Here is a 12744-nt window from a genome sequence, read left to right as displayed (position 1 = left end):
GGCAGCCGGTCAGCGGGCCGAGAGGACCGCGTGGACGCGCTCGACGATGAGGGCCAGGGAGACCGCTCCGGGGTCCGGCGTGCCGAGGGACTTGGCGCCGTGGGAGCGGGCGCGGCCCATGCCGGGCATGAGGTCCGCGGTCGCCTCGGCGGCCTGGGCTGCGGCGGAGGCCGCGCGCTGCCAGGCCTCGGCGAGGCTCTCGCCCGCCTCCACCCGCTCGGCGAGCGTGTCGGCGAACGGGACGAGCGCGTCGACCATCGTCTTGTCGCCCACCTTCGCCTTGCCGTAGTCCATGACCGCGTCCCTGGCCGCGGAGACCCCTGCGGCGACGGAGGGCGCCGTCGGCGGCTCGGTGTCCCCGAGGCGCGAGCCGACGGTCTTGAGGATCAGGCCCCAGAGCGCCCCGGAGGTGCCGCCGGCACGGTCGGACCAGGCGTCGCCGCAGCGGACGAGGAGGCTCTCGGCGCCCGCTCCCTGCTCGGCCAGCGCGGCGGCAGCCTCCGCGGCGGCCACCGTGCCGCGCTGCATGCCGATGCCGTGGTCGCCGTCGCCCGCGATCGCGTCGATGCGGCCGAGCTCCGCTGCCTGCTCGCCGATCAGCTCCCGCACCGCGGCGAGCGCCTCGCCGATGAGGCGCGCGGCCTGGCGGGACTCCTCGGACGACGGCGGCAGCTCGGCCTCCGCCTCGTCCTCGCCGGAGGCGGTGACGGCCTCGAGCGCGGAGGTGTCCATCGAGCCGGTGCGGAAGGCGGGGGTGTCGGCGGGGGCGAGCCAGAGGCGCTCGAGCTCGTCGTCGACCCAGAAGAGCGTCAGGGAGGCGCCGGCCATGTCGAAGCTCGTGCAGAACTCGCCGACCTGCGGGTCCACGAGCGTCAGCCCGGCCTCCTCGAGGAGGTCCGCGATGCGCGCGTAGACCACGTAGAGCTCCTCGTTCTTGACGGAGCCGAGGCCGTTGAGGATGGGCACCACGCGGCCGCCGCGGACCGAGGCGCCGTCGGGGATCTCGGCGGGGTCCAGGAGGTGCCGGACGAACAGCTCGGCGAGGCCGTCCGCGCTCGGGATGTCGGTGATGTCGATCCCCGGCTCGCCGTGGATGCCCAGGCCGACGGCCATCTTGCCCTCGGGCACCGTGAACAGGGGTTCCTCGGCGCCCGGGAGGGTGCAGCCGGTGAAGGCCACGCCCATGGAACGCGTGCGGGCGTTGGCGGCGATGGCCACGCGTTCGACGTCGTCGATCCCGTAGCCCTGGGCCGCGGCGGCGCCGGCGGCCTTGAAGACGGTGAGGTCGCCGGCGATCCCGCGGCGGCGCTCGGCCTCGGCCGGCGGGGCGCTGAAGATGTCGTCGGTGACGGTGACCGTGCGGCAGTCGATGCCGTCGGCGCGCACGGCCTCCTGCGCCGCGCCGAAGTGCAGCACGTCGCCGGCGTAGTTGCCGAAGCTCAGGAGCGCGCCGCGGCCCTGCTCGCTCGCGCGGATCACGCCCTCGACCTGATGGGCGGACGGGGAGGCGAAGAGGTTGCCCATCGCCGCGCCGTGGGCGAGGCCGGGGCCCACGAGGCCGCCGAACGCCGGGTAGTGGCCGGAGCCGCCGCCGATCACGAGCGCAACCTCGGGCTCCGGGGACCGGGTCGAGCGGGACACCCCGCCCGTCACCCTGCGCACCCAGCGCGTGTTGGCGCGCACGAATCCGTCCACCATGTCATCGGCGAACGAGGCCGGATCATTCCACAGCCGGGTCATGTGCTTCTCCTCGACATTGAGTCACCTGCGACGCCCAAACCCTCGGGCCTCTTTCCTATAGGATATTTGAAGCAGGGTGACCTGCGTCAAGTCTGGGTCCACGACCGACGCGAACGCCCCCGCAGCTCCCGTCGGCGACGGGCCCTGCGGGGGCGCACACGCTTCCGCGTCGTTCCGGGCCCGCCTCAGCCCCGCCGTTCGGAGGGGGAGGCTGCGGCGTGCGGGGCGGCCTCCGCCGTCGGCCGGTCCCCGCCCTTGCGCAGGGTGAGCATCACCAGGCCGGCCGCGAGCAGGCAGGTGGCGAGGAAGACCGAGGTCGCCATGAAGCTCCCATGGGTCACGTCCTGGAGGAACCCTCCGACGTAGGGGCCCACGAACCCGCCGAGGTTGCCGACGGCGTTGATCAGGCCCATGGCGCTTCCCGCGACGACCACGGGCATGGCGCGCGAGGCCGAGGCCCAGAAGGGGCCGTCGTAGGCCAGGGCGCCCGCCATGGCGATGCTGATGAACGTCACTGCGAGGATCGGCATGGCGCTGCCTGTGGCCACGGAGATGACCAGGGCCACGGCGCCGACGGCCATGGAGAGCAGCACGTGCGTCGAGTAGCGGCCGGAGCGGTCCGCCGCCTTGGCGTTGTACCAGAGGGCGAACATGGCCAGCACGTACGGGATCGCGGTGACGAACCCGACCTCGAGCGATGAGCCGGACGTGATCGTCTTGACGACCTTCGGGAGCCAGATGTTCAGGCCGTAGAAGCCGATCTGGATCAGGAAGTACACGATCGTCAGGCGCCAGACGGCACTGTTGGCGAAGACGTGCCTGATGCTCACGTGCTCCACGTGCGGGGACGCGGCCTCGTCCGCCGCGAGCCCCTCCTCGATGTAGGCGCGCTCCTCGGGCGAGCACCACTTGGCGTCGCGCGGGCGGTCGGCGATCATCAGCCACCAGATGGGGGCGGCGATGACGAACGGGAAGATGCCCTCGATGATGAACAGCCAGCGCCAGTCCGAGAAGGAGAGGATCCACCCGGACAGGGGCGCGGTGATGATCGAGGCGATGGCGATGTTCATCATCCAGAAGGCGTAGGCGCGGGCGCGCTCGGCCGCGGGGAACCAGTGGCTGATGAGGACCAGGATTGCCGGCCAGATGCCGGCTTCCGCCACGCCGAGGAAGAAGCGGACGACGAGCAGCTCCCCGAAGTTCTGGATGAAGCCGCCGAGGACCGCCAGCACGCCCCAGACGAGGATCATGATGCCGACGAACTTCTTCGCGCTCCAGCGCTCGGCCAGGTGGCCGCCGGGGATCTGGAGCGTGAGGTAGCCGATGAAGAAGATGCCTGCGGCCAGACCCTGCTGTGCAGCGTCGATGCCCAGGTCCTTCTGGAGTCCGTTCAGGGCGAATCCGATGTTGGTCCGGTCCATGAACGAGATGATGTAGACGATGATCGCCACGGGGATCAAGCGCGTCCAGCGCTTCCTGCCGATGGCGCCGTGGACAGCTTCGGCCACGATAGCCTCCTGTTTCCTATAGGATATACCCCCTTTTTCACGCTAGGCGTGGCCTGGGTCACTGTCAAGGGTGCAGTTGCTACGGGGGAGGGAGGCGGCGCCGGGCCGCCTTGGTCTCGCCGCGGCGCTTCTTGGACTCGAGGCGGCGGACCTGCGAGCCCCTGGTGGGCCGGGTGGCCCGGCGGACGGGCCCCGGCGGCAGGAGCGCCTCGGAGAGCAGTGCGACGAGCCGGACGCGGGCCTCCTCCCGGTTGCGCAGCTGGGAGCGCTCGCCGGAGGCCACGATGCTCAGCCGGCCGCCCACGAGCCGGCCCGCCAGCCGCGTGAGGACGCGCTCGCGCTGGGCGTCGGTGAACGCCACGCTGGTGCCGGGCTCGAAGAGGAGCTCCACGCGGCTGTCGGTCGTGTTGACGCCCTGCCCGCCCGGGCCGCTCGATCGGCTGAACCGCTCCACGAGTTCCGCCGCGGGAACGGTGATCCCGTGCCGGGCGCCGGGCTGCGGAGGCACTCTGAGGTCCCGCCCGGGTGTGTCCATGCGCCTATTCTCCGGCACGGCGACCGGCAGTCCGGCGCCGCTCACCCACCGGGGTCTCGGATCGTTCAGCCGCCGTGCCGCAGGAGGCGCTTGAGCAGCGGGCGGTAGAGCAGCGGCGCCACGGCGCCGGCCACCCAGCTCGCTGCGCGCCCGAGGCGCGCCACGCCCAGGTCCTGCGACCAGCGCACGGTCGAGCCGCCGTCGTGCGCGGTGACGGTGAGGTCGACGGCCCCGAGCACGAGCGGGCCGCCCTTGACGATCCGGGCCCGGCCGGGCGCAGCCTCGGTGGGCGGGGTGATCGATTCGATGGTCATGACGTCGTCGAAGCCCACGGGTCCCACGGCGGTGCGTCCGGTGAAGAGGTGCCCGGGGTGGAGCTCGTCGGCCGTGGCGAGGCCTTCGGTGATGCGGGTGAACGGGATGAAGCGGTCATGGCCCCGCAGATCGAGCACCCGCGCCCACGCCTCACCGGGCGAGAGGGGCGTGGTGATGACGATGTCGAAGTGCCGCATGCCGCTCAGCCGCCGTGGGTGAGCGCGCGCTCGAGGTCCCCGATCAGGTCCCCGACGTCCTCGAGTCCCACGGAGAGCCGCACCACGCCGTCGCCGAGGCCGATGGCCGCGCGCCCCTCGGGCCCCATGGCCCGATGGGTGGTCGTGGCGGGGTGGGTGATGAGCGACTTGGAATCGCCGAGGTTGTTGGAGATGTCGATGACCCGCAGGCCGTTGAGCAGCCGGAACGCTGCCTCCTTGCCCCGGCCCTCGGGGGCGTCCAGCTCGAACGTCAGGACGGTCCCGCCGGCGCTCATCTGCTTCTTCGCGAGCTCGTACTGCGGGTGCGAGGCCAGATGCGGGTACTTGACCCAGCGGACCTCCGGGCGCGCCTCGAGCCATTCGGCGATGGCCAGGGCGCTCGCGGACGAGTGCCGCACCCGCAGCCCCATCGTCTCGAGGCCCTTGGCGAGCACCCAGGCGTTGAAGGCGGAGAGCGCCGGGCCGGTGTGCCGCATGAGGTTCTTCACCGGCCCGTCGATGAACTCCTTCGTGCCCAGCACGGCCCCGCCGAGCACGCGGCCCTGGCCGTCGATGTGCTTGGTGCCGGAGTACACGACCACATCCGCGCCGAAGTCGAGGCTGCGCTGGAGCAGGGGAGTGGCGAAGACATTGTCGACGACGACCTTCGCGCCCGCGGCGTGCGCGAGGTCCGCGACGGCCTGGATGTCCACGAGCTCCTGCATCGGATTCGACGGTGACTCGAAGAACACGGCCGTCGTGGGCACGGAGAGCGCCTCGCGCCACTGGTCGAGGTCGGGGCCGTCCACGAACACGGTCTCCACGCCCCAGCGGGGCAGGATCTCGTTCAGGATCACGAAGCACGAGCCGAACAGGCTGCGCGCGGCGACGACCCTGTCCCCGGCCCCCAGCAGGGCCGCGAGCGCGGTGAACACCGCGGACATCCCGGACGCCGTGGCGAAGCACGCCTCGGTGCCCTCGAGCAGTCGGAGCCGCTCCTGGAAGGTCGCGACGGAGGGGTTGCCGTAGCGCGAGTAGACGAAGCGCTCCTCCTCGCCGGTGAAGGCGCGCTCGGCGGCCTCGGCCGAGGAGTAGACGAACCCCGAGGTGAGGAAGACCGCCTCGGACGTCTCCTGGAAATCTGAGCGCAGGAGTCCCCCGCGCACCGCCTGCGTGTCCTCGCTCCAGCTGGCGGCGTCGATGTCAAAGCTCACGGAATTCTTCAGTCCTGTCCCAGATTCGTCGGCAGCCCGCGGTTCTTCCAGCCGTTGACGTTGCGCTCCCCGTCGGGCCCGGGCACGCCCTCGAAGCCCTCCAGGACGCTGTACGCGGTGAACCCGAGGTTCGTGGCCACGGCGGCCGCGGCGGCCGAGCGGTGGCCCGAGCGGCACAGGAACAGCAGCGGCGTGGCCCGGTCTTCCGGCCCCTGGAGCTCGAGCTCCATCACGAAGTCCGGGTTCGGGATCCCGCCCGCGAACACCCAGGGGATGAAGAGCGGATCGTTCTCGGTGCCCTTGGTGTCCGGGATGCCCACGTGCGCCCACTCCTCCTCGGTGCGCACGTCGACGAGCACGGCCTCGCCGCTCGCGAGCTTGGACCAGGCCTCCTGCGGGGTGAGGTCGCCGGCGTAGCTCACGCGTGGCCCTCGCCCTCGTACTCGAGGGAGTCCACGGCGGAGGCGACCGCGGCGTCCGCCCGGGCCACCGTGTGGGGAAGGACCACGGCCTGGGCCACGATGACGTCCGTGCCGTTGAAGGTGGCGGCCGGGCTGCCGTGGAGCACGTACCCGTCGGCGAGCGCCTGGGAGATGCGGGCGCAGAACTCGCGGGTGTCCGGACCGGTCAGGAGCCGGTACGCCAGCTTCTCCTCGGCGGGGCCGCCCGGGGCCGCCGGGTCGTTCAGGGGAGTGGTCGCGGCTGCCGCCGCGGTCTGCTCGGTCGCAGTATCGGGCATGACGGGGCTCCTTCGGGCTTGCGTATCGAGAAACGAATGCCGAGTAGTCACCTGAGGCACCCCGCCACCTGGAGGGTTGCCGGCCAGCTAAGTCAGGGCTTGGCACTGGCGCTCATTACTCTTCGATCGAACGTAGCACGGGGCACTGTGGCCGACCATGGGACTGCGGTAACGATTGGCAATATGCCGATTCCGACGGCCGGTTCAGAAGATGGACCAGCCGGTCCGTTCCGCGAGCTCTGCCAGGGCGGCGGCGCCTGCGAGGGAGTTGCCGTGGGCATCGAGGCGTGGGCTCCACACGCAGATGGAGCAGATGCCCGGCACGACAGTGAGGATGCCGCCGCCCACGCCGCTCTTGCTCGGCAGCCCGACGCGGTAGGCGAACTCCCCGGCGGCGTCGTACATCCCGCAGGTGAGCATGACGGCACCGATCCGCTTGGCGGCGGACGCGGAGACGACCCGCCCGGAGGGGCCGACGCCGTCGTTCGCCAGGAAGAGGCCCGCGCGGGCGACGTCGGCGCAGGACATCTCGATCGAACACTGGCGGACGTAGTGGCGGACCACCGAGCCCGGGGGATTGCGGAGGTTGCCGAGGTCGGCGAGGAAGTGCGCCAGGGCGAAGTTGCGCTCGCTCCGGGCCAGCTCGGACTCGAAGGCCTCGACGTTGACCGCGCTCCGGCCGGTGGGGGAGGAGAGCAGCCCGAGCACCTCCTCGCTGGCGTTCCCGAAGGCGTCGATGAGGTGGTCGGTGACCACGAGCGCACCCGCGTTGATGAAGGGATTGCGGGGGATGCCCCGCTCGGCTTCGAGCTGCACGAGGGAGTTGAAGGCCGTGCCCGAGGGCTCGCGGAGCACCCGGGACCACAGGTCTGGACCATCCTCGCGCCCGAGGGCCAGGGCGAGGGAGAACACCTTCGAGATGCTCTGGATCAGGAACGGGTCCCCGGCGTCTCCAGCGGTGAAGACCTCCCCGGAGACCGTGGCCACGGCAAGCCCGAAGCTCCTGAAGTCGGCACCGGCGAGGTGCGGGATGTGGTCGGGCACCGACCCCGCGACCCGGGTGGGGCGGAACTCGCGGACGAGGTCGTCGAGGAGACCCCCGAGCCCGTCCCCGGCGACCCCGACGCGCCGCTCGGCCTGGAGGAGGGCCGGCCCGCGCATCAGCGCCCGCTCCCGGCGCCGTCGAGGTCCCCGCGGTGCCACAGCCCGAGGTGGAGCTGCACGATCGTGGCGTGGGCGGGATTGCCGAGGTCCAGGCCGGTGAGGCGCTCCGCCTTGCCGACGCGGTAGTAGACGGTGTTCCGGTGCACCTGCATGGCGTTGGCGCAGGCGGAGACGTCCATCGAGGCCCTGAAGTAGCTCTCGAGCGTCTCGGCGAGCTCCACATCGGTCAGCAGCAGGTCCGTGAGCGCGCGATGCCTGAACCCCGAGGAGGCGAACCGGGCGATGGCCTCGTGGAGCAGGACGTCGGCCTCGACGTCCTCGATCGTCGCGACCTGCGCCTCGCCGTTGCGCACGAGGCAGTCCAGCACCGCCGCCGTCTCCGCCCGCGAGCCGTGCAGCGCGGTCACCCCGGGGACGATCCTGCCGATCGCGACGAAGGCCACTGCCCCGAGGTGCCTGCGCGCGTCCGCGACGATCAGGGCCGCGAGCGAGCGCAGCGCGGCAGCCGCCGTGCGGGTGGTGAGGCTGGGCACGACGACGGCCGTGTGGCCCTCGTGCTGCCCCACGATCGAGGAGCCCTTGAACGCGGCCGCGTGCAGCGCGACCAGGTCGGCGAGCTGCCCGCGGACGAGCTCGGCGTCCTCGGCGAGGGCGTCCGGGCGGGACAGCCCGACCAGGAGCAGGCACGACGGCGTGTCGAGAGCCACGCCCAGCGTCTTGGCGCTCGCGGCCGCCTCCGCGGGCCCGGACAGCAGGCGGCCGATCCGGTCCTCGTGCATGGTGACGGACTGCTGGTTCCGGTACCGGATCAGTTCCGACGCCGCCCGCCGCGCGGCGCCCGTCAGGGCGTAGACCACGTCGTCGCCGAAGCCCGAACCGGTCTCCTGGAGCCAGATGTAGCCCATGATCCGCTCGCCCGCGAAGATGGCGATCGCGGCCCGCTCGCGCAGCTGCTGGTCGGGGCTCGCGGGGACCCGCACGACCCCGCGGCTGCGGTGCATCTCGCGGTAGGCGCCGAGGTCCTTGAGCATGAGCTCGTACTCGCGCGGTCCCCTCCGCGTCAGGATGGAGGCCTTGCGGAGCTCGTCGATGTTGTTCGAGAGCGTCGAGTACGCGAGGACCCGGTTCGCGGCGTCCTCGATCACCACGTGGCTCGAGGTGACCCGCGCGGTGGTCTGGGCGAGGGCGAAGAGGTCCTCTTCGAGGAGCGCCATCGCCGCGGGCTGCGGCTCGGCGTCGTCGAGGCGGGACTTCGCGACCGAGAGGATCTGGTCCCACGGTGCCTCCGGGGCGATGAGCAGGAGGCCCACGCCGCCGGCCCTGCACAGCTCCTCGAGCTCCGGGGCCTGGTCCCCCGAGGCCTTGACCGCGAGCGCCGTGGGCCCCGCGTCGACGAGGCGCTGCACGGCCGGCAGGGCGGCGCGGCCCCGTGCCCCCGCCAGGCACACGAGGGCCGCGCGGACGTCGGGCTGCGCGTCGGTGTCCTCCGCATCCAGCATGAGGACCCGCCCGACGGACGGGTCCGCCCCCTCCGCGTCAAGCCCGAGTCGTGCCCACCCCGCCGGGAGCTCCGCGAGGATGTCGTTGATCGTTCGGCCCACTGCCTCTTCCTTGAAGCGCGCTCTCTGCCCCCGCAAGGGGGCTTCCATGACCCGCACCATGCTAGGCGCCCCGCGGGCGCCCTCTTGTGGGGCGGGGCACAGGAAGGGGCGGTCCGTCTTGTGCGCGGTGACAAGGCATGCCGCCGCGCCAGGGCTGCGTGGGCGGTTCACAGCCCGCTGCCGACTCGGTAGTGTCGCGCCTGTGGACGAGAACTACGAAGTCATCGTGGTCGGCGGAGGGTTCGCGGGCGTCGCGGCGGCCCGGACACTCGGGCGCAAGGGCGTGCGGGTCCTCCTGATCGACAAGAATCCCTACCATCAGTTCCAGCCGCTCCTGTACCAGGTGGCGACCGTGCAGCTGGGCGTCTCGGAGGTGGCCCGCTCCCTGCGCGACATCTTCCGCAGCCAGCCCAACGTGCGCGTGCTGGTCGAGGAGGTCACCTCCGTGGACCCGGCAGGGAAGCGGGTCACCACCTCGGACGGCAAGGTGTACGAGGGGCGCTTCCTCGTGCTCGCCTCCGGCGCCGAGGCGAACTTCTTCAACACCCCCGGGGCGGAGGAGCGCACCTTCCCGCTGTACTCGGTGGACGACGCCGTGAGCCTCGGCGGCGCGCTCTCGAACGCGCTCGAGGCGGCGGATCGGGCGGATGACGGCACGGAGCTGAACTTCGTGGTGATCGGAGGCGGCCCCACCGGCGTCGAGACGGCGGGGGCGATGGCCGAGACGGTCAAGTACGTCCTCGGCGACTACTTCTCCCCGCGGCTCGCCAGCCGGTGCCGGGTGCACCTCGTGGACATGATCCCGAACGTGCTCAACGCGTTCTCGGACAAGTCCAAGGAGTACGCGGCCCGCCGCCTCGAGGGGATGGGCGTCGAGCTGCACCTCGGCGTCCCGGTGAGCGAGATCGCCCCGGACAAGGTGGTCTTCAAGGACGGCAGCGAGATCCCTGCCACCCTCGTCGTGTGGGCCGGCGGCCTCAAGGCCGGCCCGGTGGTCACGGGCTCGGGGCTGCCGCAGGGCCGCGGCGGGCGGATCGACGTCAACCCGGACCTGACTGCCCCCGGCATGGAGGGCGTCTACGTCCTGGGCGATGCGGCGAACATGACCGACGACAAGGGCAACAAGCTGCCGCAGCTGGGCTCCTGCGCGCTGCAGGCCGGCGGGTGGGCGGCGAAGAACATCCTCGCCGACATCGAGGGCCGCCCCCGCGAGCCGTTCCACTACTCCGACAAGGGCTACATGGCCATGGTGGGGCGCGGCTCGGCCGTGGCCGAGGTGGGGCCGGGCCCCAACCGCAAGCTGCTCTCGGGCCCGCTCGCGTTCCTCGCCTGGCTCGGCGTGCACGTGGTGCTGCTGTCCGGGAGCATGCAGAAGATCCGCGCGCTGGCCACGTGGCCGAGCGACTACATCAGCCACCGCCGCTCGTTCGTGGTCCTGAGCCGGCCGGACCGGGCGCACAGCTAGCTCGCGCCGGAACAGGCCGACGGCGCCGGGCCGCCTCAGGGGGCCCGGCGCCGTCGTGCTGTGGGCCGGTGGTCAGCCCGCGGCCGGCTCGCCGGCGCGGTTCCGCTCCGGGGCGTCCTCGGCGAGCAGCGCGTCGATCTGGCCGGAGGCCTCCCGCATGCCCTCCTCCATGCCCATCGCCGCCATGCGCTCGAGCTGCTCGAGGCTGCGGAACCTGCTGACGGTGGTCATGCGCGTGCCGGGGCCGAGGTCCTCGAAGGTCACCACGAAGGACGTGCTGTCCTCGGGGTCGGTCGGGGAGCCGTCCTCGTTCGCGAAGCCGTCCTCGATCTCGAGGCGGTGCGGCGCGTCCATGGACTTGATCTCCCACCAGCCGTGGGCCGTGGTGCCGTCCGGCCCGGTCATGTAGTAGTGGCAGCGGCCCCCTGGGGCGAAGCTGTGGGTGGCGAACGTGGCGGGCCACGAGGGCGGGCCCCACCACCGCTCGAGCTGGCGCGGGTCCTCCCACACCTGCCAGACCCGGGCCGGCGCGGCGGCGAACTCGGTGACGAGCGTGAAGGTGAGCTTCTCGGTGTCCTTGGTACTGCTGACGAAGGTCATTGCTGGGTCCCCTGGTCGGTGCCTGACTGCGGTGTCTCCGCGTCGAGGATGGCCTCGATGCGGTGGATGCGGTCCCTCCACAGCGCCTCGTAGGCGTCGAGGAGGCGGGCCGCCGTGCGGAGCGCCGCGGGATTGGAGTGCACGATCTGCTCCCTGCCGCGCCGTTCCTTCGTGACGAGCTGTGCCCGTTCGAGCACCGCGACGTGCTTCTGGACCGCCGCGAAGCTCATGGCGTAGTTCCGGGCGAGCTCCGAGACCGACTGGTCGTGCAGCATCGACTGCCGCAGGATGTCCCTGCGGGTCGCATCGGCCAGCGCCGCGAAGATCCGGTCGATCTCCGCATCGGACAGGTCTCGGAGGCTCTGATCTACAACCATTTGGTTGTAGGTTAGCGCAGGCTTCTCCCGAGGGGAAGCGGGCCAGTGCCGGGATTCAGCGCCAGAGCACCGTGGTCGCTCCGCTGCGCCGGTCCCAGACGATGCTGCCGCCCTGGAAGTCCTGCCGGTAGCCGGTGCTCACGGCGTACTCGTTCGTGAGCGGGTAGCCGAGGCCGCCCCACGCCCAGTTGAGCCGCTCGTAGGCGGCCTTGATGCCGCCCTTGACGTAGTGCGTGCCCGATCCCGAGGACCACCAGTAGACGGCGCCCTGGAACCACTGGTAGCAGCCCCCGCGGGGCCCGGAGCACTGCTCGTCCTGCAGCGGCAGCCCGAGGTCCCAGCCGTCGGCGATCCACGCCGAGCCGATGGCGCCGCGGACCATGTGGGCACCCGTGGACGGGCTCCACCAGATGCTGCCGCCGCGGAACGGCTCCCAGCACGTGGTGCTGCCGGGGTAGCACTGCTCGTCGCCCGTGGGGTAGCCCAGCGGCCCCCACGCCCAGTTGAGCGCGGCGTACCTGGCGCCGATCCCGCCGTGCGGCCACGTGGCCGGGCCGCCGCTGGGGTCCTTCCACAGGATGCCGCCCTCGAAGCGCTGGTAGCAGCCGCCGCCCGGGGCCGAGCACTCGATGTCCCAGAGGGGGTAGCCCAGCGGCCCCCACGCCCAGTTCTCCAGCTCGTACCGGAAGCGGAAGCCGTCGTTGCGCACGGTGTGCGCGCCCGTGGCCGGGGACCACCAGATGAGCCCCTCCGCGAACCACTGGTAGCACCCGCCGCGGGGGCCAGTGCACACCTCGTTGCCGAGGGGCTCCCCGAGCGCGGACGCGCCCCCGTCCGCGGCGTACTTGGCACCGATGGCACCCCTGACCACGTAGTCGGGGGGCGGCGTCCCGGTCGGCGAGGCGGCCGCGGTGGTCGGGGCGGACTCCGTCGGCGCGGCGGTCGGGGCCGGCGGGGTCGATTCCGACGGGCTGGCGGATTCCGTCGGGGCGCCGCCGGTGGGCGCCTCCCTGGTGGGCGCTCCCGTCGCTGCCCCGGCGGTGTCCGTGGGCGAGGCGGTCGCGGTCGCGACGTCCGACGGCGGCGGGCTGGGCGCCGTCGTGGCGCTCGCCGGGCCGCTCGGCCCACCCCACAGGACGGCGCCCAGGGCGCAGGCAGACAGGACTCTGAGGGCGCTGCGGTGCCCCCGGACCGTGGTGACGCGCACGTCAGTTCCTCCCCGAGAAGGCCACCCCCGAAGTGGCACAGGCGAAGCGTATCCGGAGGGCTCCCTCCGCGGAAGTCGCGGG

General features: G+C 72.2%; 13 protein-coding genes and 1 riboswitch. Of the genes, 1 reads left to right on the top strand and 12 read right to left on the bottom strand.

Translation table 11 applies throughout. The features are described from left to right. Positions 1 to 9 precede the first annotated feature (9 nt). The 9 genes from J2W21_RS12235 to J2W21_RS12195 form a co-directional block, all read right to left on the bottom strand. Positions 10 to 1740, bottom strand: coding sequence for a dihydroxyacetone kinase family protein (locus J2W21_RS12235; protein WP_307114785.1), 1731 nt, complete (start codon positions 1738 to 1740; stop codon positions 10 to 12). A 185-nt stretch (positions 1741 to 1925) separates the two neighbouring features. After that, positions 1926 to 3248: an MFS transporter gene (locus tag J2W21_RS12230; protein WP_307114784.1), complete on the bottom strand. Its 1323-nt coding sequence runs from the start codon at positions 3246 to 3248 to the stop codon at positions 1926 to 1928. Between the two features lie 79 nt (positions 3249 to 3327). Further along, a complete protein-coding gene (arfB, locus tag J2W21_RS12225) occupies positions 3328 to 3783 on the bottom strand; it encodes an alternative ribosome rescue aminoacyl-tRNA hydrolase ArfB (protein ID WP_307114783.1) in 456 nt (151 codons plus the stop codon). Between the two features lie 65 nt (positions 3784 to 3848). After that, complete coding sequence (locus tag J2W21_RS12220; RefSeq protein WP_307114782.1) at positions 3849 to 4295, bottom strand: hypothetical protein; 447 nt, start codon at positions 4293 to 4295, stop codon at positions 3849 to 3851. 5 nt (positions 4296 to 4300) lie between these two features. After that, positions 4301 to 5509, bottom strand: a complete 1209-nt coding sequence (locus tag J2W21_RS12215) for an O-succinylhomoserine sulfhydrylase (RefSeq protein WP_307114781.1) — start codon at positions 5507 to 5509, stop codon at positions 4301 to 4303. A gap of 8 nt (positions 5510 to 5517) precedes the next feature. Next, positions 5518 to 5931 carry a rhodanese-like domain-containing protein gene (locus J2W21_RS12210; protein WP_307114780.1) on the bottom strand — a complete coding sequence of 138 codons (414 nt, stop codon included), beginning with the start codon at positions 5929 to 5931 and terminating at the stop codon, positions 5518 to 5520. Next, on the bottom strand, positions 5928 to 6197 hold the full coding sequence (locus J2W21_RS12205; RefSeq protein ID WP_373423107.1) for a DUF1737 domain-containing protein: 270 nt from the start codon (positions 6195 to 6197) through the stop codon (positions 5928 to 5930). The genes J2W21_RS12210 and J2W21_RS12205 overlap by 4 nt, the downstream gene beginning before the upstream one ends. 56 nt (positions 6198 to 6253) lie before the next feature. Then, a riboswitch (SAM riboswitch) is annotated at positions 6254 to 6368 on the bottom strand. A gap of 84 nt (positions 6369 to 6452) precedes the next feature. Continuing rightward, positions 6453 to 7409: a glutaminase gene (locus J2W21_RS12200; RefSeq protein WP_307114778.1), complete on the bottom strand. Its 957-nt coding sequence runs from the start codon at positions 7407 to 7409 to the stop codon at positions 6453 to 6455. Beyond that, on the bottom strand, positions 7409 to 9013 hold the full coding sequence (locus J2W21_RS12195) for a PucR family transcriptional regulator (RefSeq protein ID WP_307114777.1): 1605 nt from the start codon (positions 9011 to 9013) through the stop codon (positions 7409 to 7411). Before J2W21_RS12195 ends, J2W21_RS12200 begins: the two co-directional genes overlap by 1 nt. A 202-nt stretch (positions 9014 to 9215) precedes the next feature. On the opposite strand from J2W21_RS12195, the gene J2W21_RS12190 reads away from it, so the two are divergent. Further along, positions 9216 to 10478, top strand: a complete 1263-nt coding sequence (locus J2W21_RS12190; RefSeq protein ID WP_307114776.1) for an NAD(P)/FAD-dependent oxidoreductase — start codon at positions 9216 to 9218, stop codon at positions 10476 to 10478. Positions 10479 to 10550: 72 nt separating this feature from the next. On the opposite strand, the gene J2W21_RS12185 is transcribed toward J2W21_RS12190, so the two are convergent. Genes J2W21_RS12185 through J2W21_RS12175 form a run of 3 tightly spaced genes read right to left on the bottom strand, consistent with a single transcriptional unit; the run spans position 10551 to position 12662 of the window. Next, positions 10551 to 11078, bottom strand: coding sequence for an SRPBCC family protein (locus J2W21_RS12185; protein WP_307114775.1), 528 nt, complete (start codon positions 11076 to 11078; stop codon positions 10551 to 10553). Continuing rightward, the gene (locus J2W21_RS12180) at positions 11075 to 11455 is read right to left on the bottom strand and encodes an ArsR/SmtB family transcription factor (RefSeq protein ID WP_307114774.1); all 381 of its coding nucleotides are present in this window, start codon (positions 11453 to 11455) and stop codon (positions 11075 to 11077) included. The genes J2W21_RS12185 and J2W21_RS12180 overlap by 4 nt, the downstream gene beginning before the upstream one ends. 55 nt (positions 11456 to 11510) lie before the next feature. Continuing rightward, positions 11511 to 12662, bottom strand: a complete 1152-nt coding sequence (locus tag J2W21_RS12175; RefSeq protein ID WP_307114773.1) for an LGFP repeat-containing protein — start codon at positions 12660 to 12662, stop codon at positions 11511 to 11513. Positions 12663 to 12744 lie beyond the last annotated feature (82 nt).

Source organism: Sinomonas atrocyanea (assembly GCF_030811715.1).
Taxonomy (GTDB): Bacteria; Actinomycetota; Actinomycetes; order Actinomycetales; family Micrococcaceae; genus Sinomonas; species Sinomonas atrocyanea_A.
The sequence above is the reverse complement of the archived record's forward strand: the minus strand, read 5'-3'. Positions and strand labels throughout refer to the sequence as shown.

Coding starts and splice junctions, on each gene's coding strand:
- J2W21_RS12180 (WP_307114774.1), bottom strand. CDS start 11,455: ATGGTTGTAGATCAGAGCCTCCGAGACCTGTCCGATGCGGAGATCGAC.
- J2W21_RS12220 (WP_307114782.1), bottom strand. CDS start 4,295: ATGCGGCACTTCGACATCGTCATCACCACGCCCCTCTCGCCCGGTGAG.
- J2W21_RS12235 (WP_307114785.1), bottom strand. CDS start 1,740: ATGACCCGGCTGTGGAATGATCCGGCCTCGTTCGCCGATGACATGGTG.
- J2W21_RS12185 (WP_307114775.1), bottom strand. CDS start 11,078: ATGACCTTCGTCAGCAGTACCAAGGACACCGAGAAGCTCACCTTCACG.
- J2W21_RS12200 (WP_307114778.1), bottom strand. CDS start 7,409: ATGCGCGGGCCGGCCCTCCTCCAGGCCGAGCGGCGCGTCGGGGTCGCC.
- arfB (WP_307114783.1), bottom strand. CDS start 3,783: ATGGACACACCCGGGCGGGACCTCAGAGTGCCTCCGCAGCCCGGCGCC.